The sequence below is a fragment of the Acidovorax sp. NN32 genome, assembly GCF_057597245.1.
The window spans coordinates 1,254,756-1,277,240 of record NZ_CP199679.1; the positions used below are offsets into that span (position 1 = coordinate 1,254,756).

21 protein-coding genes and 3 tRNA genes are annotated in these 22,485 nt (G+C 60.7%); 8 read left to right on the forward strand and 16 right to left on the reverse strand.

Going from position 1 to position 22,485, the window contains the following annotated elements; translation table 11 throughout:
- Window positions 1-15: 15 nt before the first annotated feature.
- Genes ACT89O_RS05830 through ACT89O_RS05845 form a run of 4 tightly spaced genes read right to left on the reverse strand, consistent with a single transcriptional unit; the run spans window position 16 to window position 3,804 of the window.
- The gene (locus ACT89O_RS05830) at window positions 16-891 is read right to left on the reverse strand and encodes an ATP-binding cassette domain-containing protein (RefSeq protein ID WP_055399079.1); all 876 of its coding nucleotides are present in this window, start codon (window positions 889-891) and stop codon (window positions 16-18) included.
- Entirely contained in the window at window positions 888-1,928 is a 1,041-nt protein-coding gene (locus tag ACT89O_RS05835; RefSeq protein WP_487262074.1) for an ABC transporter ATP-binding protein, read from the reverse strand. The genes ACT89O_RS05830 and ACT89O_RS05835 overlap by 4 nt, the downstream gene beginning before the upstream one ends.
- Before the next feature lie 33 nt (window positions 1,929-1,961).
- Entirely contained in the window at window positions 1,962-2,834 is an 873-nt protein-coding gene (locus tag ACT89O_RS05840; protein WP_055399077.1) for an ABC transporter permease, read from the reverse strand.
- Window positions 2,835-2,841: 7 nt separating this feature from the next.
- The gene (locus tag ACT89O_RS05845; protein ID WP_055399075.1) at window positions 2,842-3,804 is read right to left on the reverse strand and encodes an ABC transporter permease; all 963 of its coding nucleotides are present in this window, start codon (window positions 3,802-3,804) and stop codon (window positions 2,842-2,844) included.
- 208 nt (window positions 3,805-4,012) lie between these two features.
- Here ACT89O_RS05845 and ACT89O_RS05850 point away from each other — a divergent pair, with 208 nt between their 5' ends.
- On the forward strand, window positions 4,013-4,270 hold the full coding sequence (locus ACT89O_RS05850) for a YfhL family 4Fe-4S dicluster ferredoxin (protein ID WP_055399073.1): 258 nt from the start codon (window positions 4,013-4,015) through the stop codon (window positions 4,268-4,270).
- Between the two features lie 118 nt (window positions 4,271-4,388).
- On the opposite strand, the gene pth is transcribed toward ACT89O_RS05850, so the two are convergent.
- The 7 genes from pth to ACT89O_RS05885 form a co-directional block, all read right to left on the reverse strand.
- Entirely contained in the window at window positions 4,389-4,997 is a 609-nt protein-coding gene (pth, locus tag ACT89O_RS05855) for an aminoacyl-tRNA hydrolase (RefSeq protein ID WP_055399071.1), read from the reverse strand.
- Between the two features lie 157 nt (window positions 4,998-5,154).
- Window positions 5,155-5,790 carry a 50S ribosomal protein L25/general stress protein Ctc gene (locus ACT89O_RS05860; protein ID WP_055399069.1) on the reverse strand — a complete coding sequence of 212 codons (636 nt, stop codon included), beginning with the start codon at window positions 5,788-5,790 and terminating at the stop codon, window positions 5,155-5,157.
- 171 nt (window positions 5,791-5,961) lie between these two features.
- On the reverse strand, window positions 5,962-6,936 hold the full coding sequence (locus tag ACT89O_RS05865; protein ID WP_055399067.1) for a ribose-phosphate pyrophosphokinase: 975 nt from the start codon (window positions 6,934-6,936) through the stop codon (window positions 5,962-5,964).
- A 46-nt stretch (window positions 6,937-6,982) separates the two neighbouring features.
- A tRNA-Gln gene (locus ACT89O_RS05870) sits at window positions 6,983-7,059 on the reverse strand.
- A 30-nt stretch (window positions 7,060-7,089) separates the two neighbouring features.
- Complete coding sequence (gene ispE, locus ACT89O_RS05875) at window positions 7,090-7,947, reverse strand: 4-(cytidine 5'-diphospho)-2-C-methyl-D-erythritol kinase (RefSeq protein WP_487262075.1); 858 nt, start codon at window positions 7,945-7,947, stop codon at window positions 7,090-7,092.
- A 30-nt stretch (window positions 7,948-7,977) separates the two neighbouring features.
- Window positions 7,978-8,469: a lipoprotein insertase outer membrane protein LolB gene (locus ACT89O_RS05880; protein WP_487262076.1), complete on the reverse strand. Its 492-nt coding sequence runs from the start codon at window positions 8,467-8,469 to the stop codon at window positions 7,978-7,980.
- A 44-nt stretch (window positions 8,470-8,513) separates the two neighbouring features.
- Window positions 8,514-10,292, reverse strand: a complete 1,779-nt coding sequence (locus ACT89O_RS05885; protein WP_487262077.1) for a tetratricopeptide repeat protein — start codon at window positions 10,290-10,292, stop codon at window positions 8,514-8,516.
- Window positions 10,293-10,321: 29 nt separating this feature from the next.
- Between ACT89O_RS05885 and mutM the strand changes: the two genes are divergently transcribed.
- From mutM to mutY, 3 genes are all read left to right on the forward strand, one after another.
- Window positions 10,322-11,137, forward strand: a complete 816-nt coding sequence (gene mutM, locus ACT89O_RS05890; RefSeq protein WP_121422496.1) for a bifunctional DNA-formamidopyrimidine glycosylase/DNA-(apurinic or apyrimidinic site) lyase — start codon at window positions 10,322-10,324, stop codon at window positions 11,135-11,137.
- Window positions 11,138-11,243: 106 nt separating this feature from the next.
- Complete coding sequence (locus tag ACT89O_RS05895; protein WP_055399056.1) at window positions 11,244-13,205, forward strand: dynamin family protein; 1,962 nt, start codon at window positions 11,244-11,246, stop codon at window positions 13,203-13,205.
- Window positions 13,202-14,272: an A/G-specific adenine glycosylase gene (mutY, locus tag ACT89O_RS05900; RefSeq protein ID WP_436131660.1), complete on the forward strand. Its 1,071-nt coding sequence runs from the start codon at window positions 13,202-13,204 to the stop codon at window positions 14,270-14,272. Before ACT89O_RS05895 ends, mutY begins: the two co-directional genes overlap by 4 nt.
- Window positions 14,273-14,299: 27 nt before the next feature.
- Here mutY and rapZ read toward each other — a convergent pair whose 3' ends face one another.
- The 3 genes from rapZ to ACT89O_RS05915 are packed head-to-tail and all read right to left on the reverse strand — an operon-like array spanning window position 14,300 to window position 17,732.
- Complete coding sequence (gene rapZ / locus ACT89O_RS05905) at window positions 14,300-15,163, reverse strand: RNase adapter RapZ (RefSeq protein ID WP_121422498.1); 864 nt, start codon at window positions 15,161-15,163, stop codon at window positions 14,300-14,302.
- On the reverse strand, window positions 15,163-16,833 hold the full coding sequence (gene recN, locus ACT89O_RS05910) for a DNA repair protein RecN (protein WP_436131662.1): 1,671 nt from the start codon (window positions 16,831-16,833) through the stop codon (window positions 15,163-15,165). The genes rapZ and recN overlap by 1 nt, the downstream gene beginning before the upstream one ends.
- Before the next feature lie 2 nt (window positions 16,834-16,835).
- Window positions 16,836-17,732 carry an NAD kinase gene (locus ACT89O_RS05915; protein WP_055399049.1) on the reverse strand — a complete coding sequence of 299 codons (897 nt, stop codon included), beginning with the start codon at window positions 17,730-17,732 and terminating at the stop codon, window positions 16,836-16,838.
- A 28-nt stretch (window positions 17,733-17,760) separates the two neighbouring features.
- On the opposite strand from ACT89O_RS05915, the gene hrcA reads away from it, so the two are divergent.
- From hrcA to greB, 4 genes are all read left to right on the forward strand, one after another.
- Complete coding sequence (hrcA, locus tag ACT89O_RS05920; protein ID WP_055399047.1) at window positions 17,761-18,765, forward strand: heat-inducible transcriptional repressor HrcA; 1,005 nt, start codon at window positions 17,761-17,763, stop codon at window positions 18,763-18,765.
- Between the two features lie 51 nt (window positions 18,766-18,816).
- Window positions 18,817-18,893: transfer RNA gene (locus ACT89O_RS05925), tRNA-Ile, on the forward strand.
- A 206-nt stretch (window positions 18,894-19,099) separates the two neighbouring features.
- A tRNA-Arg gene (locus ACT89O_RS05930) sits at window positions 19,100-19,176 on the forward strand.
- A 78-nt stretch (window positions 19,177-19,254) separates the two neighbouring features.
- On the forward strand, window positions 19,255-19,821 hold the full coding sequence (gene greB / locus ACT89O_RS05935) for a transcription elongation factor GreB (protein ID WP_487255639.1): 567 nt from the start codon (window positions 19,255-19,257) through the stop codon (window positions 19,819-19,821).
- A gap of 71 nt (window positions 19,822-19,892) precedes the next feature.
- Here greB and ACT89O_RS05940 read toward each other — a convergent pair whose 3' ends face one another.
- Both ACT89O_RS05940 and rpoZ read right to left on the reverse strand, forming a co-directional pair.
- Window positions 19,893-22,175, reverse strand: a complete 2,283-nt coding sequence (locus ACT89O_RS05940; RefSeq protein ID WP_055399042.1) for a RelA/SpoT family protein — start codon at window positions 22,173-22,175, stop codon at window positions 19,893-19,895.
- 96 nt (window positions 22,176-22,271) lie between these two features.
- Window positions 22,272-22,475 (reverse strand): DNA-directed RNA polymerase subunit omega, encoded by a 204-nt coding sequence (rpoZ, locus tag ACT89O_RS05945; RefSeq protein ID WP_005794722.1) that lies wholly within the window; start codon window positions 22,473-22,475, stop codon window positions 22,272-22,274.
- Between the last annotated feature and the right edge of the window lie 10 nt (window positions 22,476-22,485).

Sequence of the window (22,485 nt, forward strand, 5' to 3'; positions counted from 1 at the left end):
CACATCGGTATTTGGTTACACGATTTTTGCTGCGGCCGCAGCAGCGGCACGGCGCGCCCTTGCACGGCCCGGCAGCACCTGCGGCACCGCACCCACCAGCGATTGCGTGTACGGGTGCTGCGCGTTGCGGAACAGCTCTCCGGGAGAGCCCCGCTCTACGATGCGGCCCTGGTACAGCACCACCACCTCGTCGCACAGGTGATTCACCACGGCGAGGTCGTGGCTGATGAGCATGTAGGTGATGCCGAACTGCTGCTGCAGGTCCTGCATCAGGTTGAGCACCTGGGCCTGTACCGACACGTCGAGTGCGCTCACGGGTTCGTCCGCCACGATGAGGCGGGGCCGGGTGATGAGGGCGCGTGCAATGGCGATGCGCTGGCGCTGGCCGCCAGAAAATTCGTGCGGGTACTTGCCCAGGTCGTTGGTGCGCAGGCCCACCTGGGCCAGCACCTGGGCGGCCTGCTCGCGCTGCTCGGCGCGCGTGGTCTGTCCTTGCGCCTGCAGTGGCTCGGTCACGATGCGCTCGACCGTCTGGCGCGGGTCCAGTGATCCATACGGGTCCTGGAACACCATCTGAAAGTCGCGCCGCGCCTGGCGCAGCTGCTCGGCGGGCAACTGGTGCAGGTTGCGGCCCAGCAGCTCGACCGTGCCGGAGGTGGGGGTATCGAGCGCCATTACCAGCCGTGCCAGGGTGGACTTGCCCGAGCCCGATTCGCCAACGATGCCCAGGCTGCGGCCCGAGGCAATGGAGAAGTTCACGCCGTTGAGGGCATGCACCTTGCCCGGTGGCTTGAACAGATGGTCGCGCGGCAGCGTGTACTCACGCACCAGGTCTTTGACCTGCAGCAGCGGCGTTTCTGCGGGATGGGTGCTGTGGAGCGCCTGGGTCATGCGGCCACCTCGACGATGTTTACCACCTGGGCACTCTGGGCTTCGGCAATGGCCTCGCGCCGCAGGCAGCGCACCTCGTGGTCGCCATCGGCATCGGTGGCCACGAGCGTGGCCTCGGGCTGGTTGTGGTGGCAGGCATCCACCGTGTAGCTGCAGCGGCCCGCAAAAGGGCATCCTGAAGGCAGGTCGACCAGCTCAGGCACCGTGCCCGGAATGGTGGACAGGCGCGGGCGCTGGCCGGGCGCGTGCACGGCGCCCAGGTGAGGCCGGGCGGCAAACAGGCCGCGTGTGTAGGGGTGGGCCATGGCCGAGAAGACCGAGGCGGTGGAGCCGCTTTCGACCACGCTGCCGCCGTACATCACCATCATGCGGTCCACGTTCTGCGAGATCACGCCCAGGTCGTGCGAGATCAGGATAAGCGCCATGTTGCGCTCGGCCACCAGGTCGCTGATGAGGTCCAGGATCTGCTGCTGGATGGTCACATCGAGCGCAGTGGTGGGCTCGTCGGCAATCAGCAGGTCGGGCCCGCAGGCCAGCGCCATCGCGATAGTGATGCGCTGGCGCTGCCCGCCGGAGAACTGGTGCGGATAGGCGTCAAAGCGCTGCGCGGCGTTGGGGATGCCCACGCGGTCCAGCAGGGCAATGGCTTCGGTGCGTGCGGCTGCCGCATTCATGCCCCGGTGCAGGCGCAGCGGCTCTGCCACCTGGCGGCCGATGGTGTGCACGGGGTTGAGCGCTGTCATGGGCTCCTGGAACACCATGCCAATGCGGTTGCCGCGCATCTGGCACATCTGCGCATCGGTGCGGCCCACCAGCTCTTGGCCGTCAAAGCGGATGCTGCCCGTGACCTGTGCACTCTCGGGCAGCAGGCCCATGAGCGACATGGCAGTGATGGACTTGCCACAGCCCGATTCACCGATCAGGCCCAGGGTTTCACCGCGCGCCAGCGAAAAGCTCACGCCGCGCACGGCATCGGCCGGGCCCCGGTGCGTCTGCAGGCGGATGCGGAGGTTGGAGACTTCGAGCAGGAAAGACATGGAGAACAGTTCGTGCAAGGTTCGGCGGAGGTTTCAGCGCTTGCGCGACAAGCGTGGGTCCAGCAGGTCGCGCAGACCGTCACCCAGCAGGTTCAGCCCCAGCACGGCCAGCGCAATCGCCACACCAGGCCAGACGGCCAGCAGCGGGGCCTGGAACATCAGCGTCTGTGCTTCGCTGAGCATGCGGCCCCAGGAGGGTTGGGGCGGCTGGGTGCCCAGGCCCAAATAGGAGAGGGCGGCTTCTGCCAGGATGGCAATGGCGAACTGGATGGTGGCCTGCACGATGAGCACCGACAGGATGTTGGGCAGCACATGCTCCAGCGTGATGCGCAAGCTGCCCTTGCCGCAGGCGCGCGACGCCAGGATGTACTCACGCGACCACACCGCGTTGGCCGATGCACGGGTGACGCGCGCAAACGTCGGGATGTTGAAGATGCCGATGGCAATGATGGAGTTGACGATGCCCGCGCCGAACACAGCGGTGAGCATGATGGCGGACAGGATGGCCGGGAAGGCAAACGTAAAGTCGGCCAGCCGCATGATGAGTTCTTCAACCCAGCCGCGCTTGGCCGCAGCCAGCAGGCCCAGCGCCGTGCCAACGGTCAGCCCGATGCCCACGGCGATCACGCCCACCAGAATGGAATTGCGCGCACCCACCAGCAACAGCGACGCCACATCACGCCCAAAGGCATCGGTGCCCAGCCAGTGTGTGCCCGTGGGCGGCTGCAGCTTGGAGGCCAGGTCCATCTCGTAGGGCGACCAGGGTGTCCAGACCAGCGACAGTGCAGCGGCCAGCAGGAGCAGCAGCGACAGGACAGCGCCGATCACGAAGCTGCGGTGGCGCAGCGCGCGGTGCAGCCAGCTGGGGGCAGAGGTGACAGAAGGCGAAGGAATGACAGCGTTCATGGGGGGATCAGATGTCGGAGGCCTTCACGCGCGGGTCGATCACGGCGTAAAGGATGTCCACCACGAAATTCACGATGACCACCATGGCGGCGAGCAGCATCACGCAGTTGCGCACCACGATCAGGTCGCGGTTGGAGATGGACTGGAAGATCAGCCGCCCCAGGCCCGGCAGGTAGAACACGTTCTCCACCACGATGGTGCCCGCCAGCAGGTTGGCAAACTGCAGCCCCATCACGGTGATCACCGGGATCATGGCGTTGCGCAGCACATGGCCCCAGAGCGCCGCGCGCTGCGACAGGCCCTTGGCGCGGGCAGTGCGCACAAAGTCTTCGCGCAGCACCTCCAGCACGGCCGAGCGCGTGATGCGCGCGAGGATGGCGGCCTGCACCACGGCCAGCGCAATGGCGGGCAGCAGCAGGGCCTTGAGGGCTTCGAGTGGACTACCGCCAGCGTCTTCGGTCCAGCCGGGGAAGCCACCGGCCGAGAACCACTGCAGTTTCACGGAGAACAGCAGGATCAGCAGGATGGCGAACCAGAAATTGGGGATGGCGATGCCGATCTGTGCCAGCCCCATCACGCCGACATCACCGATCTTGTTGTGGCGCGATGCTGCATACACACCTGCCACCAGGGCCAGCACGGTGGTGATGACCATGGCCATCAGTGCCAGGGGCACCGTGAGGGCCAGGCGTTCCAGCACCAGGTCGAGCACGGGTGAGCTGTAGGCATAGCTGTCGCCCATGTTGCCGACCACCAGCCCGCTCACCCATTGCCAGTAGCGCAGGCTGGCGGGCTGGTCCAACCCCAGCTTGCTGGCCAGCGCAGCCACGGCTTCGGGCGAGGCGTCGGGTCCCATGAGCATCTGGGCGGCGTTGCCCGGCAGGATCTCCAGGACCAGAAACACAACAATGGACGCGCCGATAAGCGTGGCCAGGAGGGTAATAAACCGCTTGAGAAAAAACAGGCCCATGGGTGAGGTGGGTGAGGAGAGGGGTAGGGCGCGAGGGCGTCAAAATTAATGTGTATACACAGCATAACGGTAAAAACATCCCCGTCTGCGGTGGTGGGTTGCAGTGTGGCATGCAAGGCACATGCCACCAGCGCGGGATAATACGGAGCATGAACCGCGCCGCGTACCCCGTCTCCATTGTTTTTGGCCCTGTGCCCAGGGAGGCCGTATGGCGCTGATGATCACCGACGAGTGCATCAACTGTGATGTGTGCGAGCCCGAATGCCCTAACCAGGCCATCTATCTGGGGCAGGAGATCTACGAGATCGACCCGAACAAGTGCACGGAATGTGTGGGGCACTTTGACGAGCCCCAATGTGTGCAGGTCTGCCCCGTCGCCTGCATCCCCGTGAACCCGCAGCACGTCGAGAACCGCGAAACCCTGTGGCAGAAGTTCCAGCGGTTGCAGGCGCCAGCTTCGAGTTAGTTTGTAGTGTTTTTTGGCTCTAGCGCTTATCTATTAAGCGCAAGAAGCTATAAAAATAATAGCTATTGACAGAAAGGGATGCGACGGACCGTCGTTCCCCTTATCCCTGCCGCGCCGCTCAGTCTTCTGCAGGGCGGGGGGGCTTGGGGCGCGGCGGTTTGGTGGTATGGATGAGCAAGGTGGCCTTGTCCATCTCGCCCGCCAGCATGGCCGGGTAGGCCTTCAGCGAATGGACGATGCTGTCTTCGATCAGCGTGCGCTGGTCGGGGGAGGGCTTTTTGAGCACCCAGTTGGCGACTTCGCTTTTCACACCCGGGTGGCCGATGCCCACGCGCAGGCGCCAATAGTCAGGGGAGCCGAGCTGGCCATGGATGTCGCGCAGGCCGTTGTGCCCTGCATGGCTGCCGCCGCGCTTGAGCTTGACCTGTCCTGGCGGAATGTCCAGTTCGTCATGCACCACCAGGATTTCTTCGGGCTGGATCTTGAAGAAGCGCGCCAGCGAAGCCACCGACTTCCCCGAGAGGTTCATGAAGGTCTGTGGCTGCAGCAGCCAGACGCTTTGCCCATGCACCGTCGTGCGCGCTACCAGCCCGTGGTAGCTGCGCTCGGGCACCAGCGTGGCCTTGAGTTCGCGCGCCAGCGCATCAATCCACCAGAAACCGGCGTTGTGGCGGGTGGCTTCGTAGTCTGGCCCGGGGTTTCCAAGGCCTACAAACAGCTTGATCATTGGCGGGATTATCGGTGGGTGTGGGGTGGTTAGAACCAGACGGTTTGCAGATGCGAATGGCTTTGCGCCAATGAAAACGGCCCACACAAGGTGGGCCGTTGGGGGTCAACGCCGCAGGGCGGGCTGACCGGGTGAAGTCATCGAGGTCGTTGACCGATTACTTCTTGCCCTTGCCCTTGCCCTTGGCATCGGCAGCAGGAGCGGCTTCGGCAGGGGTCTCAACGACCACCACTGGAGGCACCACGGACACCAGCACGGGGTTGTTGTTCTGACCGCCACGGATCTTGGCCGTCACGCCCTTGGGCAGCTTGATGTCCTTCAGGTGCAGGGATGCGCCCTTTTCCAGCTTGGACAGGTCCACAGCGATGAACTCAGGCAGGTCCGAAGGCATGCAGGTCACGTCCAGCTCATTCACGATCGGGTTGACCATGCACTTGTCGACCTTGACGGCGTTGGACTCGTCAGCACCGCTGTAGTGCAGTGGCACCTTCATGTGCAGCTTGGTCTTTTCGTCCACGCGCTGGAAGTCGATGTGCAGCACGAGTTGCTTGTAGGGGTGGTATTGCACGTCACGCAGCAGAACCTTGGAGGTCGTGCCGGCAACTTCCATGTCCAGCACGCTGGAGTGGAAAGCTTCCTTCTTGAGGGCGTGCCACAGTGCATTGTGGTCCACCTCGATGAGTTGGGGTTCGGCGGTGCCACCGTAGACGATGCCAGGCGTCTTGCCCGAATTGCGCAGACGGCGGCTCGCACCCGTACCTTGCTTGGCGCGCTCAAAAGCGACGAAGTTCATAACTAGCTCCTGAAAAGGACAGACCGCGACCAGTCTTGCCCTGTTTTAAAAAGGCCCGCGATAGCAGGCCACACTTCGTTCCCGAACCAACAGACAAGCCTCCCGAAGGAGGCTTGGTGTCCTGTTCAACCGTCTTTCCAAGCCGAAGGCCTCTTGCGAGCCCCGCGTTTGTCAGAACAGGTTGTCTTGGTCCGAGAACAGACTCATCACCGACTCACCCTTGGCAATGCGCTGGATCGTCTCTGCGATCAGCGGGGCCACGGAAAGTTGGCGAATCTTGGCGCATCCCCGGGCGTTGTCGCTCAGCGGGATGGTGTTGGTCACCACCACTTCATCGAGGGCCGAGCCCTTGGCGATGCGTTCGATGGCAGGACCCGAAAAAATAGGGTGCGTGCAGTAGGCGTACACCTTCTTGGCGCCACGCTCCTTGAGCACTTCAGCGGCCTTTACCAGCGTGCCGGCGGTGTCGATCATGTCGTCCATGATCACGCAGTTGCGGCCTTCGATTTCGCCGATCACGTGCATGACTTCGGACACGTTGGCTTTGGGGCGGCGCTTGTCGATGATGGCCAGGTCGCAGTTGAGCTGCTTGGCCAGTGCACGGGCGCGCACCACGCCACCCACGTCGGGCGAGACCACAATCAGGTCTTCATAGTTCTTCTGACGCAGGTCGCCCAGCAGCACGGGCGAAGCGTAGATGTTGTCCACCGGGATGTCGAAAAAGCCCTGGATCTGGTCGGCATGCAAGTCCATGGTCAGCACGCGTGCCACGCCCACGGCTTGCAGCATGTTGGCCACCACCTTGGCGGTGATAGGCACGCGCGTCGAACGCGGGCGGCGGTCCTGGCGGGCATAGCCGAAGTAGGGGATCACGGCGCTGATGCGCTCAGCCGATGCACGCTTGAGCGCATCGACCATGATCAGCAGTTCCATGAGGTTTTCGTTGGTGGGGGCGCAGGTGGACTGCACCACGAAAACATCGCGTGCACGCACGTTTTGCTTGATTTCAACGGTGACTTCACCGTCGGAGAATCGACCCACGTCAGCCGCACCGAGGGTGGTGCCGAGGTGTTGGGCAATTTCAGCTGCCATGCCTGGATTGGCATTGCCGGTGAAAACCATGAAGTCGGGGTGGTTGGCTTGCATGAGCGTCCCAGCAGTCTGAAATAAAAGCCCGTACGCGGAAAGCGTTTGGCAGGGGAAGAAGGATTCGAACCTTCGCATGCCGGAATCAAAATCCGGTGCCTTAACCAGCTTGGCGACTCCCCTACACAGGTCAACTACCGAAGGCAGCTAACCTTAATTCTTGCCTGATGCCCAACCTGCCAGAGGATGGACCATCAGATTTTCACATTCCTTAACTTGCCAGCCCTGTGGGGCTCCACTCAAGTCAACTGCATGTGACATATGCGCAAACACTGCACTTCCTGAGCCTGTCATCCTGCCTTGCAATCCTCGGGCATCGAGCCATTCAATGGCTTCGGTAACCTCGGGGCAAAGTGCCTGGGCAACTGGCTGCAAGTCGTTTCGACCGAAGTCAAAGTGTGCTGCAGCAAAGCCTAAGATTGTAGCACTATCTGAATCGCGTTTCAAACTTGGTGACGAAAAAATTGCTTTTGTCTCCAAGCCTGCAGCAGGCTTCACGATGGCAAAGCGCGCTTGCGGTAGTTGCTGTGCTTTCTCAAGCGGCGTGATTGTCTCACCAATTCCTGCGACCCAGGCGTTGTGGCCGCGTAAAAAAAATGGAATGTCTGCACCGAGCTTCAGGCCAATGGCTTCCAGTGCCGATTGCGACAGGTTCAGACCCCACAACCTGTTAAGGGCAAGCAGGGTGCTTGCTGCATCGGAAGAGCCACCACCCATGCCCGCCTGGGAGGGGATGTCTTTCAAGATGCCAATGTGTGCACCCTGGGTGCAGCCGGTGGCTTGCTGCAGTGCGAGCGCGGCCTTGATCGTCAGGTCTAGCTCTGGCAGTGCCGTGCCCAGGTCTTCGCGTGTGATAGCGCCACCGGCGCGGCGCTCGAAATGGAGGGTGTCGCACCAGTCGATCAACATGAAGACCGACTGTAGCAGGTGGTACCCGTCCGCGCGTTGGCCTGTGATGTGAAGGAACAGGTTGAGCTTTGCCGGAGCCGGCACGTCATACAGGGATTGCATGGCAACGAATTGGGCGCGTGAGGAGGGCGGCTAGCGGGTCAGTGCGATGCGCAAAGTGGCCTGGGGGGCGGGGTCGTCGCGGTGTGCCACCAGTCGCCCCTGTTCCAGGGCCGAAAGATCGGCCCTCCAACCTGGCACAGTGGTTTGTACACCCTTGAGCCAGGCGAACAGGGCGGCCACGGGGATGCGCGTGCCCGTCACATCCTGCAGCAGTGCGTCGAGCGAATCAGAGGTCCGCGATTCCTGCGCGCTGGTCAGCTGTGCATGGCCATCTTTCCATTCCAGCTGTGCGATGCGGCTGCCGAGCGGGCTGATCAGTGCAAGCCCCCCGGTCTGTGCATTGCCCCGCAGTTCAAATATTGCAGAGAACGACTGCGATGCCTGTCCTTCCACCTGCAGGGCGATACGCCCATTCCAGGCATCTTCTTCGCCTGCAGGTACCTGTGGCGGCTGCGCGCAGCCGACCAGCCACAGTGCGCAGGCCACCCACAACAGCAGCCCGGCGAGACGGGGGCCGACCATGAGGCGCGCAACGTGTTGAAAAGGAGTTCCTGAACCACCGTACATCAAAGGCTCACCCCAAGGCGCTTCAGCGTTTCTTTCAGCGTTTCATTGTCAGGGCTTGTCCGCGCGCCTTCTTTCCAGACCTTGAGAGCAGCTTCCTTGTCACCCAGGCTCCAAAGCACCTCACCGAGATGCGCTGCGATTTCTACATCCGGGCGAGCTTTGTAGGCGGTTTCCAGGTGCCGCTTGGCCTCTGCCTTGTTGCCCATGCGAAATTCCACCCAGCCCAGACTGTCGGTAATGAAGGGATCGGAGGGGGCGAACTCCATAGCTTTCAGAATCAGCTGTTTGGCTTCGTCCAGTCGCACGCCCCGGTCTGCCAAGGAATAACCGAGGGCGTTGTAAGCATGGTGGTATTGAGGCTTCTGGGAAATCACCTGCCTCAGCAGCTTCTCCATAGTCTCCGGGTGACCCGCTTTTTCGGCCAGCATGGCTTGGTCATACACCAGTTCGGCGTCATCAGGTGCGAGCGCCACAAGCTCGCTCTGGACTTGGTAGGCTTCCTGGTAAAGCCGCAGGTCACGCAGTAGCTGCACCTCGGCCAGCAGCTTCATGCGTTTGTCGTCAGCAGAGGTTCCTGGCAGGTTTCGCAGCAGTTCCCGCGCCTGGGCCACTTTGCCCTGCCGTGCCAGAAGAGACGCGCGGCGGCTTTGCGCACTGAAGGCTTCGTCCACGTTGTCGATGCGGTTGAGCCACGCTTCTGCAGCGGCAAAATCGCCCTTCTTCTCAGCGACCTGTGCGGACAGCAAATAGGCTTGCGTAAGCCCTTTCTGGCGCACTTCAGGATCGGTCGCGGCGGAGGTGAGCTCCATGAAGCGCTGCAACGCACTCTCTGCGGCGGAGAGCCTGTTGTCTTGCAACTGCAGGGTGGCCAGCACCAGCCAGGCCTCTACCAAGTCCGGTTTCTCTTTGGTGACGTATTCCAGTTGACGGGCAGCATCGGGGTAGCGCTGCAAACCCAAAAGAACCCGCGCATAGCCCATTCGCAACTCTGGCACGGGTTGTTTGGCAAGTGCTTGTGTTACCAGTGGTTCGGCCTCGGGGGTGTTCTCTTCCATCAGCTCCAGTGCCAGCCTGGCGGCCCCCTCGTTAGCGTCGTCAAGGGCCTGCGCTCGCCGAGCGGCATCCAGTGCCCCCGATTTATCGCCCGCCGCGAGGCGAAGGCGACCCAGGGATACCCAGGCCACAGGGCCGGTGGCAGGGTGGGAAAGCTCGTCCACGAGGGCGGCTTCCACCACCTTCGCCGCCAGCGCCTTGTCGCTGGCACGCCCATACATCTGGGGCAGTGCAGACAGGGTCGAAGCCTTTGCGCGGGGGGATGATTGGGCGAGTTCCTGGCGCAGCAGATCGGGTGTTTCGCCAATACGGTTCAGAGCAACAAGAATTTGCAGCACATAGCGATTCGCCTCGCGCGACTGTGGCAGGGCCTCTTTCCATGCCTTGGCAGCTGCCAGTGCATATTCACCCGATCGTGACTGCAAGGCGATATCTGCGGCCCTTTGGTAGAGTTGGCCATCTGCGCTGCGGCGTGCAGCCTCCAGCATGAAGGCATAACCAGCACCGGGGTCGCCTGTCCGGGCGCTGATTTCGCCCAGGAAAATCTCGTAGAACAATTCAGCATCCAGTGCCGGGTTGGATACCACTGGAGATTCATCTGTGGCGGGGCGGCTGTCACTGCCGGTCTGTTGTGCCCATGCTGAGTGGGCGGATACCGCGATCACGGTCGTCAATGCGGCAATCCGAAAGCTGTGAAATAGCACCATCGGGTCATAATAATCCATGCCTGTTAACCCATTGCCGGGGTCTTTGTATGCCTGAGTTGCCCGAAGTGGAAGTGACCCGCCGCAGTTTGGTTCAGGCCATCACTGGCGCCCGCATTGAGGCGGTCACGCTCGGCAAACCCTTGCGCTGGCCTCTGGGGTGCGCGCCACAGACTTTGGTGGGGCAGCAGGTGATGGGCCTGCGCCGGCGCGGAAAATATTTGCTGGCAGATACCAGTCGAGGAGTTCTGCTTGTGCATCTTGGGATGTCGGGCAGCCTGCGCTTCAGCCAGGGGTTACCGGCGGCCGGAGTCCACGATCACTTTGACATGCTGACCAGCCAGGGGACGCTGCGGCTGCACGATCCGCGCCGATTCGGTGCCGTGGTGTACGTTCATGGGGAACAAGACCCTGTTGCGACCAAGCTTCTGGGCGGGCTGGGAATGGAGCCGCTGTCTGACGGATTCTCTCTTGCTGTTTTCCAGGCTGGTCTGAAAAAGAGCCAGATGCCCATCAAACAGTTGCTCTTGGCTGGCCGGCTGGTGGTGGGGGTTGGCAATATCTATGCGTCAGAAGTGCTTTTTCTGGCTGGAATCCGTCCCACGACGAGTGCGTCGCGTATCGGGCCTGCGCGGGTGCTCAAATTGCACGCTGCCATTCGGTCTGTATTGGCGCGGGCCGTGGATATGGGGGGCAGCACGCTGCGCGATTTTTCCAATGCAGATGGAATGGCAGGCCACTTTCAGACCCAGACCAACGTTTATGGACGCGATGGAGCGCCATGCCATGTTTGTGGCACTTCGATAAAGGTGCTGCGCCAGGGGCAGCGGAGCAGCTATTTTTGCCCGATGTGCCAGCGGCCTTGAATCAGGTCAAGCGCCAATTCGCCGTGGCATGACGGCCTGCGAGCGGTCGATGCTATATTTTGTGTATGCCTGCCCTGCAGGCCATTCTTAGATCTCTGGGAGCAAAGTGGGACCTTCATTCAACGAACAGTTCGACCAGCATGGTGCCTGGCGGCGTGAGTTCGCCCAGCAACTCAAGCGGCTGGCCGAGTGGATGTCCTCGCACGAACTCATGGACGCAGCCGTCCAGGAGCGGCTGCAACGCCTGGAGGAGCAGGTTCGCAGCGACAAGGTCATGGTGGCGTTTGTTGCCGAATTTTCGCGCGGCAAATCTGAGTTGATCAACGCGATCTTCTTTGCAGACTATGGCCGCCGCATCATGCCTGCGAGTGCAGGGCGCACCACCATGTGCCCCACCGAACTTGGGTACGATGCCAGCGTGGCGCCCAGCCTTCGGCTGCTGCCCATTGAAACCCGACTGCAGATGCAGAGCCTAGCGGAGTGGCGGGTTAAAACGGACCGGTGGCAGGAGATCCCCCTGGATGTCGGAAACGCGGACCAGATTGCCAAGGCGCTCGAAAAGGTGGCCGAAGTACGAAAGGTCAGCCTGGACAACGCGCGGGCATTGGGCTTTTGGCACGATGATCTGACCGATGAAAACCCTGTGCCTGATGCCCAGGGCTTGGTGGAGGTGCCCATGTGGCGCCACGCCCTCATCAATATTCCCCATCCTTTGCTGAAACAGGGGCTGGTGATTCTGGACACACCAGGGCTGAATGCCGTGGGCGCTGAGCCTGAACTTACCGTCAACCTGATTCCGCAGGCGCATGCGGTGGTCTTCATTCTGAGCGCTGACACCGGAGTTACCCGCTCTGATTTGTCCATCTGGCGCGAGCACCTGGCCATTTCGGCGGACAGCATGGATGCCCGGCTGGTGGTGCTCAACAAGATAGACACCTTGTGGGACACGCTCAATTCTGCAGAGCAGGTGCAGGCGCAGATGGAGCGCCAGTGCAGTACGTCTGCAGAAATGCTGGGTGTTCCGTTGGACAGGGTTGTGCCCGTGTCTGCGCAGAAAGGGTTGGTCGCCAAGATCACTGCTGATGATCTGCTGCTGGAGACCAGCGGCCTGCCTGTTCTGGAAGAGGCGCTGGCCAAAGGAATCATGGGGCGGCGGCAGTCTATTTTGCGGGCGGCTGTGGCCAACGGCGTGGCCAGTTTGCGCACTGAGACTTCTCGGGTCATCAATATCCGACGCCGAGATCTTGACGACCAGATGGCCGAATTGCGAAGCTTGCGCGGCAAGAATGCGTCTGTGATCGAATCGATGCGGCACCGCATCGAACAGGAACAGCGGGAGTTTGACCTGAGCACTTCTAAAATCCAGGCGGTGCGTGCGGTCCATCTGAAGCTGCTTCGAGATGTATTTCAGCAGTTGGGAGCCAAGGCGCTCAAAGTCGAGCTTTCGGAATTGGCACAGACCCTGCAGCAAAAAGGGCTCAAGCTGGGTGTGAAGAAAATCTATCTTCAGACTTTCGACAAGTTGCGCGGTACGCTGGACAAAGCACAAGCGTCAGGCACTGAGATTCAGGCCATGTTGGGTGGCACCTTCAGGCAACTCAATGCCGAGTTCGGCTTTTCTCTGCAGGTCCCCTCGCCTCCGCAGCTGGAGCACTTTACGCACGATCTCAATCAGATCGAACAGAGCCATCTCCAGTACCTCGGCATGGGTAATGCGCTCAAGCTGGCCCAGCCCGAGTTTGCGGAACGTCTGGTCCGGGCTCTTGCCATGCGTTTGCGCACCGTGTACGAATCGGCCGCGAACGATCTTGAACTGTGGAGCAAATCTGCTACGGCCCAACTGGATGCGCAGCTGCGTGAGCGTCGCCGTAGTTTTGCGCGTCGCATCGAGGCTGTGGATCGCATCCAGCAGGCTGCCAGCGGTTTGGTGGAGCGCATTGCTGAAATTGAAGCGAGTGAGGATGAGTTGGTCCAACTGGAGCAAAGGCTGCAGGAGCTGACCTCTCAGCTTGTTGCTCTGCCCGGTCTTGACTCCGTGACATCGGGTAGCCATCTGGTATCTGCATGAGCGGCGGCGGGCGGGAGGATGTGGCTGGGCTCGTGGTCGCATGGCAGGCGTCTCATGGCCGCAATCACCTGCCTTGGCAACAGACGCGCGATCCGTACCGGGTCTGGCTGTCCGAGATCATGCTGCAGCAAACGCAGGTTACTACGGTACTTGACTACTACGCGCGCTTTCTGGAGCGTTTTCCCGACGTAGTGGCCCTGTCGCAGGCAGAGCAGGATGAAGTGATGGGTCTCTGGAGCGGGCTGGGCTACTACACCCGGGCCCGCAACCTGCATCGCTGCGCCCAGCAGGTTGTGGCAGAGCACGGAGGCGCCTTTCCTCGCACCGCCGAGATGCTGGCTACCTTGCCGGGGATTGGTCGCTCCACCGCTGGAGCGATTGCCGCATTCTGTTTCTCGGAACGCGTGCCTATTCTTGATGCCAACGTGCGCAGGGTTTTGACGCGCTTGCTCGGCTTTGAAAAGGACCTCGCGTCGTCGGGGAACGAGCGTCTGCTGTGGAAGGAGGCGGAGTCATTGCTGCCGCAGAAAAATCTGCTTACGGCCATGCCCCGATATACCCAGGGACTTATGGATCTGGGAGCGTCGATTTGTACGCCACGATTGCCACGCTGTGACCGGTGTCCTTTGGTGGGCCGCTGTGTAGCATTCAAAGACGGAGATCCACAACGCTACCCCGTCAAGACGCGCAAGCTGGCACGCCGGTCTGAGTCTTGGCAGCTTCTGGTACTTCGAAATTCTGCTGGCCAGGTGTGGTTGCAACGTCGCCCCTCTGCTGGGATATGGGCTGGCATGCATTGTGTGCCGGTCTTCGCCGACGGCGTCTCTTTGAACGGATATGTCAAATTCTTAGGTGATGCTTCTCGCATTGCCTGCAACGAACTCCAGCCATTTCTCCATGTGCTGACACACAGGGATTTGCATCTTCACCCCGTGTTGGTCACGGGGGAGATTCCGGATCAGCCCACTGAAGAAGGGGCGTGGTTTGGGGTCAATGAGTGGTCCTCTATCGGCCTGCCCGCCCCCATCCGCAAGCTGCTTGATTCGACCCAAGCCCAGTTGCGGTGAGAGTGCCCGGGCTTTGTTGCGTAGATATCAGCGTCCGTCCAGCTCTCGGTGTCTCTTCAGGGTTGCCCAGCGGCTGCTCAAAACATCGGCTAGTCGTTCCACCAAGTAGACCGAGCGGTGCTGGCCGCCAGTGCAGCCTACCGCGACCGTGACATAACTGCGGTGGTTCCGGTCAAGCATTTCTAGCCAGTGCGCGAGAAATTGCTCGATATGCGCCTGCATCAGCGACACATCGGGTTGCTGGCGCAGGAAATGGGCGACAGGTTCGTCCAGCCCCGTCAGATCCCGCAGCGCAGGTTCATAGTGTGGGTTCGGCAACATTCGCACATCAAAGACGTAGTCAGCGTCCATCGGTATGCCACGCTTGAATGCAAAAGACTGGAATACCAGGGTCATCTGTCCCCGGGTGGTGACAAGCAAACTCTTCACGTAGCTTTGGAGCTGTGAAGCCCGTATGGTGCTTGTGTCGATCACATGCGACTGTTCTCGCAGTTCCGCCAGCAGCTCGCGCTCCAGCTCGATAATCTGCACGAGCGCTTTTCGACCCTGTTGGAGATCGTCGTGCGACAGCGGGTGGCGCCTGCGTGTTTCTGAGAAACGCCTGACAAGCGTATCGATGGTGGCGTCGAGGAAAACCGATTGCACCGAAACGCCCTCGCTCCTGAGCCGACTCAGCTCCTGTGGAACCTGATGCAATGAGGTGGCACTTCTAACATCCATCGCGATAGCAACGCGGTTGCCGTGGTGACGGTGTTCCAGCGCCACAAAAGCTGGCAGCAGTTCTGGGGGCAGGTTGTCTACGCAGTAATACCCTGCGTCCTCCAGCGCATGCAGCGCCACGGACTTTCCTGATCCCGACATACCCGTGATCAAAACGATTTCAAGTGCCATCAGCCATGTCCTTCTCGTGCAACGGCCGCGAGATCCAGCATCTCGCTCGCGTGGGCGAGCGTAGTCTGGGTGGATCGTTCGCCGCCCAGCATGCGGGCAATTTCTGCCACACGGTTCTCGCCCTGTACCGTCGATACGGCGCTGGTGGTGCCATTCGGGCTCTTGCGTTTGGCCACCTTGAGGTGGTGGTGTGCGCAAGCCGCCACCTGCGGCAGGTGGGTGACCGCGAGCACCTGACGGTCGCTGCCAAGCTGCTGCATCAGCCGCCCCACTGTTTCAGCCACCGCCCCCCCTACGCCAGAGTCCACTTCATCAAAGATGAGCGTGGGGGCCATACCCAATTCACTGGTTGTTACAGCGATGGCCAGCGAAATGCGGGAGAGTTCGCCGCCCGATGCGACTTTGCCGATGGGTTTCGGTGTCATCCCGGGATGGCCCGCGACGAGGAATACCACGTCATCGATACCGTGGTGCGAGGGCTCGGAGGCCTTGGTCATGGAAACCTCGAATTTTCCTCCCTCCATGCCCAGGCCCTGCATGGCTTGGGTAATGGCGTGAGACAGTTTCGGGGCGGCTTTGGCGCGACCCAGAGACAGCGCGCGTGCCGACGCGTGGTAGGCCTTGGCACTGGCGGCCTCGGCGGCCTCCAGTCGTTCCAGATCTGTCGCTGCGTCCAGCCGGCGCATCTCCTCCTTCCAGCTCTGGTGTAGAGCCGGCAGCTCTGCTGGCGTGCGCTTGTAACGGCGTGCCAAGGTCATCCAGAGCGAAATGCGGGTGTCGAGTTCGGCCAGACGCTGTGGATCTATTTCCACGTGCCTCAGATACAGCTGCAGCGAGTGGAGCACGTCGCTGGCTTGTGCGAGGCTGGAAGAAAGGATGTCTGCGAGCGGTGCGAACTCGGGCTCAATATGCTCGTGGCTTTGGAGAAGATCGTGCGCGCGTGCAAGCCCAGTCAGTGCACCAGCATCTTCATCTTGGAGGGCTTGGATGGCGCCCTCTGCCCCTTCCAGCAGCGCCTGCGCATGTGAGAGGCGTTTATGTTGTGCGTCGAGTTCTTCCCATTCGCCATCAATGGGTGCGAGCTTGTCCACCTCGTTGATCTGCCATTGCAGACGCTCACTTTCCTGCTGCAAATTAGCCTGGGCCAGGCGTGCTTGCTCCAGGGCTTTTTGATCCTTTCGCCATTGTGCCCAGAGCGCTGCGGTTTCTGATGTGTGCACCCCTGCAAATGCGTCCAGCAGGCCGCGTACCGAGTCGGGTCTTGTAAGGCTTTGCCAAGCATGCTGCCCGTGGATGTCTAGCAGGCTGTCTCCCAAAGTCCGCAGCTGGGCAGCAGTGGCTGGGGTGCCATTGATCCAAGCCCTGCTTTTGCCCTGAGAGTCCACGGTCCGACGCAAAAGCAACAGCTCATCAATGTCAAAACCCGCGTCCTCGAGCCATGGCTGGAGATGGGGTGGGCAATCGAACTCAGCGCAAAGATCCGCTTTGTCAGCACCTTCGCGAACCACACCTGCATCGGAGCGTGCGCCCAAAACGAGTTGCAGTGCATCAATCAGGATGGATTTCCCAGCGCCTGTTTCTCCCGTCAGCACGGTGAAGCCGGAACTTAGGTCAAGTTCAAGCGCTTGAACGATCACAAAATCGCGCAGGGTAATCCGCCGGAGCGCCATGGTCAGGAGCCCCCTTCGTTCCAGCGCAATTTTTTGCGCAGGGTGGCAAAGTAGTTCCAGCCTTGAGGATGGAGAAACCGCACGCAGTGCTCTGACCTTTTCACCAGAATGCGGTCACCATGTAGCAGTGAGGCCAGTGACTGCATGTCAAAGTTGGCACTGACATCCCGGCCACTCACAACCTCCACCGCCACCTCGGTGGCATCCGATAGAACAATCGGTCGGTTGGAGAGCGTATGGGGGGCGATGGGCACCAGCACCCATCCAGGAATGGAGGGGTGAAGCATGGGGCCACCGGCTGACAGCGAATACGCCGTTGACCCTGTGGGTGAGGCGATGATGAGCCCGTCTGCGCGTTGGTTCGCCACAAATCGGCCGCCGACCTCGACCCGCAATTCCACCATGCCTGAAGTCGCGCCTCGGTTCACAACGACATCGTTCATCGCGAGGGCTTCGAAGACGACGCGCTCGTCGCGCACGACCGTTGCGTGCATCAGCGGTCGCAAGTCTTCCTCGTATTCGCCCTGGAGCATGGGGGGCAGAGTGGCCTGATAGGTATCGAAAGGAATGTCGGTGATGAAGCCAAGCCGTCCCTGGTTGATGCCGATCAGGGGCGTCCCAAACCGGGCGAGCCGCCGACCTATGCCCAGCATGGTGCCGTCGCCTCCGACCACCAGGCCCAGATCGCATCGACTGCCTATCTCGTCTACATTCAGGACTGGATAGTGTGTGAGCCCGGTGTTGCTTGCGGTCTCAGCTTCCAGCATCACTTCGCAACCCTGGCGTTCAAGAAAATGGGCGATGTCTTCCAGGGCCTGGCGGGAGCTTTCACCGATGGAGCCCGCCGAAGAAGCTTGGTACTTGCCTATCAGTGCGACATGGCGGAAATTGGACGTCATCGCGAAATTACATCATTAAAATCATTCCATGCTCGATGACCGTGCCAAGTTGTTGCTCAAAGCGCTGGTCGAGCGCTACATCGCCGATGGGCAGCCCGTCGGATCCCGCACGTTGTCGCGCGCGTCTGGGCTGGACTTATCTCCAGCCACTATCCGTAACGTCATGGCGGATCTGGAGGAGTTAGGGCTGATCGCGAGTCCCCACACCTCAGCCGGTCGCATTCCTACTGCACGAGGTTATCGGCTGTTTGTGGACACCATGCTGACAGTGCAGCGGGACCCTCTGACCCCCCCCCAGCTTGCGCCCGAACAGCCGCAAAAGGTGATCGCCAACGCTGCCCAGTTGCTATCCAATCTTTCGCAGTTCGTCGGTGTCGTTATGGCACCACGCAGAACATCGGTGTTCCGCCATATTGAGTTCTTGAGGCTGTCCGAACGGAGATTTTTGGTCATCATCGTTTCGCCCGAGGGCGACGTTCAAAATCGCGTGATCTTCACGGACGTGGACTACTCCCAGTCACAACTCATTGAGGCTTCCAACTTTCTGAACGCGCATTACGCGGGACTTGCGATGGAGCAAGTGCGTGAGCGCCTGAAATCTGAGGTGGATGTGCTGCGCGGCGAGATCGCTTCGCTCATGCAGGCTGCGGTGAATGTGGGGTCTGAGGCTTTGTCCCAAGCGCAGGACGAGGTCGTGATTTCTGGTGAGCGCAACCTGCTGGCGGTCAGTGATTTCTCCAGCGACATGGGTAACTTGCGACGTGCCTTCGATCTGTTCGAACAGAAAACCCAGATTCTGCGGTTGCTGGATATCTCCAGCCAGGCCGAGGGAGTGCGCATCTACATTGGCGGCGAAAGCCATGTCGTGCCTTTTGAAGAGCTGTCCATCGTCAGTGCTCCGTATGAGGTGGACGGCAAAGTGGTCGGGACGCTAGGCGTGATCGGCCCCACGCGCATGCCATACGACCGGATGATTCAGATCGTGGACATCACATCAAAGCTGGTGTCCAACGCACTCAGCCATCGCAAGTAAAGCCCCTACAATACGGCGCTTGCCCCGTTGTATAGCGCTGGAGCATGGCCTGGGGCGTTAGCTCAGTTGGTTAGAGCAGAGGACTCATAATCCTTTGGTCGTTGGTTCAAGTCCAACACGCCCTACCACCTATTCATTTGAATGGGCGATCATCACGATCACGGCCAGTTTTCTTGTCGCAATGTGCGCCTTTCTTCTTTTGGAGTCTCTGGAGTGCATTACAATTGCGGCTTGCGTTGAGTTGAGCTTTGCTGATCAGGCCCATGCGGCATGGTTACAGTAAAAAAGTTGATTTCAAGGATTGCCAAGAAATCATGCTATAATTTGAAGCTTAGCGGCTGTAGCTCAGCTGGATAGAGTACTTGGCTACGAACCAAGGGGTCGTGGGTTCGATTCCTGCCAGCCGCACCAATGTTTAAAGCCTGCAATCGCAAGATTGCAGGCTTTTTCATTTGTCAAAGCGTTTCTCGCTGACGGGGGAGATCTTCCATGAGCAAGGCCTTTACCAAAGAAACCGATGCTTCCGATGAGGATGAATTGGTGTTGCCTGCGTTGCCTGCGGGCGGCAAGAACTACATCACTCCGGCAGGATACGCACGCCTGCGTGACGAGTTGCTGGACCTGATTGACAACGAGCGGCCCAAAGTTGTCGAAGCCGTGCACTGGGCTGCCAGCAACGGAGATCGGTCTGAAAATGGCGACTATCTCTACGGCAAGAAACGTTTGCGAGAGATTGATCGGCGCATCCGCTTTCTCACCAAGCGGCTCGAGATTGCCGAAGTGGTGGATCCCAGCCTGCATGCGGGCAGCAATCAGGTGTTTTTCGGCTCCACAGTCACGTACATCGATGACGAAGGTATAAAGCGCACGATCACCATCATGGGCATCGATGAGGCAGACAGCCGGGAATCGCAGGTGAGCTGGATCTCGCCGGTGGCGCGTGCGCTCTTGAAGGCCCATGTGGGTGACGAGGTGCTGCTGCCTACGCCAGGAGGCGTGCGAAGCCTTGAAGTGGTGGCAGTGCAGTATCCGCAGCGCGCCGCGCATGCGGACTGAGCGGGGTCCGCAGCGCCGCTTTGCGCCAAGCCCAGCATGGGTTGATGGCGCCGCTCAGCGCTGTGAAGTGCTTACGTGGCCTGCGGGGTGATGCGTGCAGCGCGAATGACGGCCTGGGTGCGCCGCAAGTTGCGCAGTGCGGTTTCGAGGTGGGTCTGATCTCGCACCGCCACAATGAAGCGCAAGTCCGTGGTGTCGAGGGCCGCCTCGTCATCCATGTCCACATGGGTGATGTCAGCTTCTGAATTGGCCAGTTCAGCGGCCACGCGGGCGAGCACACCTTTGCCGTTGGTGACAGTCACCACGACCCCGGTTTCGAACATGCGCGTGGGCTCGTCCGACCAGTCCACCGCAATGAAGCGCTCGCTGTCCTTGTGCTGCAGCCGCTTGGCCACCGTGCAGTGGGCGTTGTGAACCACCAGGCCCTCGCCACGGCCCAGATAGCCCACGATGCTGTCGCCAGGTACTGGGCGGCAACAGGATGCGTACTGCACCGAGGCATTTTCGCTGCCATCCAGAGTTACCGCTCCTTGCGAAAGCGTCTCGTGGGATGTGTAGCGCTCCCGTGTCATGAGCAGCGCATCAGGACGATGGCCGTGTTCGGACATCAGCACCATGAGTCGCTTGGCCACGATGCTGGCGATGCGCTTGCCCAGGCCCAGGTCCGTCATCAGTTCGCTGCGGGTGCGGTTTCCTGTAAAGCGCAGCAGTTTGTCCCACATCGGTTGGGTCTCTGCGTCCTGGGGAGGGAGCTGCTCCAGGCCTTCCGCCCGGATGGCCTGGGTCAGCAGTTTCTCGCCCAGGCCTTCCGATTCGGTCTGTGCCAGCGTTTTCAGGTAGTGCCGGATCTTGGAGCGTGCGCGGCCCGTGCGCACAAAACCCAGCCACGCCGGGTTGGGCGTGGATACCGGGGCTGTGATGATCTCCACCACATCGCCATTCTTGAGTTCGGTGCGCAGGGGCACTTGCTCATTGTTGATTTTTGCCGCCGTGGTGCGGTCGCCAACGTTGCTGTGGATGGCGTAGGCAAAGTCCACCACGGTAGCTCCGCGAGGCAGGGCCATGATCTGGCTCTTGGGGGTGAAAACGTAGACAGCGTCCGGGAACAGGTCCACCTTGACATGGTCCCAGAACTCGGCGGCATCGCGGGTCTCGTTCTGGATGTCCAGCAGGGACTGCAGCCACTTGGTCCCTAGTCGCTCGGCCGATGTGCCATCGCCGTCCTGCGCCTTGTACAACCAGTGAGCGGCCACACCAGCCTCGGCGATGACATGCATCTCGTCCGTACGCATCTGGAATTCGATGTTCACGCCGGAAGGGCCCACCAAGGTGGTGTGCAGGGATTGGTAGCCATTGAGCTTGGCGATGGCGATGTGGTCCTTGAACTTGCCAGGAACCGGCTTGTACATCTGGTGGAGCACGCCCAGGGCGGTGTAGCAGTCTGTCACCGTGGGTACGATCACCCTGAATCCGTAAATATCGGTGACCTGGGCAAAACTCAGGTGCTTGAGGTCCATCTTCTGGTAGATGGCATACAGCGTTTTCTCGCGGCCGGCAAGGCGGACCTTCATACCGATCTTGGAGAAGGCGGTGTCCACCTCGGCCTGAACCTTTTGCACCAGATCGCGCCTGCGGTTGCGTGATTTGTTGACTGCCTTGGATAGCGTGGCGTAGCGCCATGGGTGCAGGTGCCGAAAGGCCAGATCCTGCAATTCCCGGTAAGTCTGGTTAAGGCCCAGGCGGTGGGCAATGGGTGCATAGATCTCCAGCGTCTCCGAGGAGATGCGGCCCCATTTGCTGCGCGGCATGTCCGACAGCGTGCGCATGTTGTGCGTGCGGTCCGCCAGCTTGATGAGGATGACGCGCACGTCGCGCGCCATGGCCAGCAGCATCTTGCGGAAAGACTCGGCCTGGTTCTCTTCGCGGGTGTTGAACTGCAGCTTGTCGAGCTTGGTCAGCCCATCTACCAGTTCAGCCACGGGGGCGCCAAAGCGGTCTATCAGGTCTGCTTTGGTGACGCCACAGTCTTCCATGGCATCGTGCAGCAGTGCGGCCATCAGCGCCTGGGCGTCCAATTTCCAGGTGGCGCACTGTGCAGCCACGGCAATGGGGTGCGTGATGTAGGGCTCACCGCTGTTGCGCAACTGACCCAGGTGGGCCTCGTCAGCGAAGCGATAGGCTTGGCGCACCTGTTCGATGCTGGTCGCGTCCAGGTAGTCGAGGCTGTCTGTCAGCGCAGCAAAGCTGGCCGCAGCCGCATTGGCTGCCGCTGCGGCTGCCGACAAAGTTCCCGCCGTTGGTACTTCGCCGGGGCGGGCTTGCGTTGCAGAAGGTGAGTTGAGCACCGCGTTCATGCCTTAAATGTAGCGCGGGAGCGCATCAGGAGACTTTGGGGCAAAAAAAAGCACCGCTGTCGCGGTGCTCTTTGCGGGCTGCGCCCAGGAAGAAGCTCAACCAGGAACCTTCTTGAGCATTTCCAGGCCAACCTTGCCTTCTGCGATTTCGCGCAGGGCGGTCACGGCAGGCTTGTTGCGGCTTTCGATGCGGGGGGCGTGGCCCTGGCTCAGCATGCGGGCACGGTACGTGGCGGCCAACACGAGCTGGAAGCGGTTGGGGATCTTTTCCAGACAGTCTTCTACGGTGATGCGTGCCATCGTTTTACTC

Coding starts and splice junctions, on each gene's coding strand:
- ACT89O_RS05830 (WP_055399079.1), bottom strand. CDS start 891: ATGACCCAGGCGCTCCACAGCACCCATCCCGCAGAAACGCCGCTGCTG.
- ACT89O_RS05835 (WP_487262074.1), bottom strand. CDS start 1,928: ATGTCTTTCCTGCTCGAAGTCTCCAACCTCCGCATCCGCCTGCAGACG.
- ACT89O_RS05840 (WP_055399077.1), bottom strand. CDS start 2,834: ATGAACGCTGTCATTCCTTCGCCTTCTGTCACCTCTGCCCCCAGCTGG.
- ACT89O_RS05845 (WP_055399075.1), bottom strand. CDS start 3,804: ATGGGCCTGTTTTTTCTCAAGCGGTTTATTACCCTCCTGGCCACGCTT.
- ACT89O_RS05850 (WP_055399073.1), top strand. CDS start 4,013: ATGGCGCTGATGATCACCGACGAGTGCATCAACTGTGATGTGTGCGAG.
- pth (WP_055399071.1), bottom strand. CDS start 4,997: ATGATCAAGCTGTTTGTAGGCCTTGGAAACCCCGGGCCAGACTACGAA.
- ACT89O_RS05860 (WP_055399069.1), bottom strand. CDS start 5,790: ATGAACTTCGTCGCTTTTGAGCGCGCCAAGCAAGGTACGGGTGCGAGC.
- ACT89O_RS05865 (WP_055399067.1), bottom strand. CDS start 6,936: ATGCAAGCCAACCACCCCGACTTCATGGTTTTCACCGGCAATGCCAAT.
- ispE (WP_487262075.1), bottom strand. CDS start 7,947: ATGCAATCCCTGTATGACGTGCCGGCTCCGGCAAAGCTCAACCTGTTC.
- ACT89O_RS05880 (WP_487262076.1), bottom strand. CDS start 8,469: ATGGTCGGCCCCCGTCTCGCCGGGCTGCTGTTGTGGGTGGCCTGCGCA.
- ACT89O_RS05885 (WP_487262077.1), bottom strand. CDS start 10,292: ATGGATTATTATGACCCGATGGTGCTATTTCACAGCTTTCGGATTGCC.
- mutM (WP_121422496.1), top strand. CDS start 10,322: ATGCCTGAGTTGCCCGAAGTGGAAGTGACCCGCCGCAGTTTGGTTCAG.
- mutY (WP_436131660.1), top strand. CDS start 13,202: ATGAGCGGCGGCGGGCGGGAGGATGTGGCTGGGCTCGTGGTCGCATGG.
- rapZ (WP_121422498.1), bottom strand. CDS start 15,163: ATGGCACTTGAAATCGTTTTGATCACGGGTATGTCGGGATCAGGAAAG.
- recN (WP_436131662.1), bottom strand. CDS start 16,833: ATGGCGCTCCGGCGGATTACCCTGCGCGATTTTGTGATCGTTCAAGCG.
- ACT89O_RS05915 (WP_055399049.1), bottom strand. CDS start 17,732: ATGACGTCCAATTTCCGCCATGTCGCACTGATAGGCAAGTACCAAGCT.
- hrcA (WP_055399047.1), top strand. CDS start 17,761: ATGCTCGATGACCGTGCCAAGTTGTTGCTCAAAGCGCTGGTCGAGCGC.
- greB (WP_487255639.1), top strand. CDS start 19,255: ATGAGCAAGGCCTTTACCAAAGAAACCGATGCTTCCGATGAGGATGAA.
- ACT89O_RS05940 (WP_055399042.1), bottom strand. CDS start 22,175: ATGAACGCGGTGCTCAACTCACCTTCTGCAACGCAAGCCCGCCCCGGC.
- rpoZ (WP_005794722.1), bottom strand. CDS start 22,475: ATGGCACGCATCACCGTAGAAGACTGTCTGGAAAAGATCCCCAACCGC.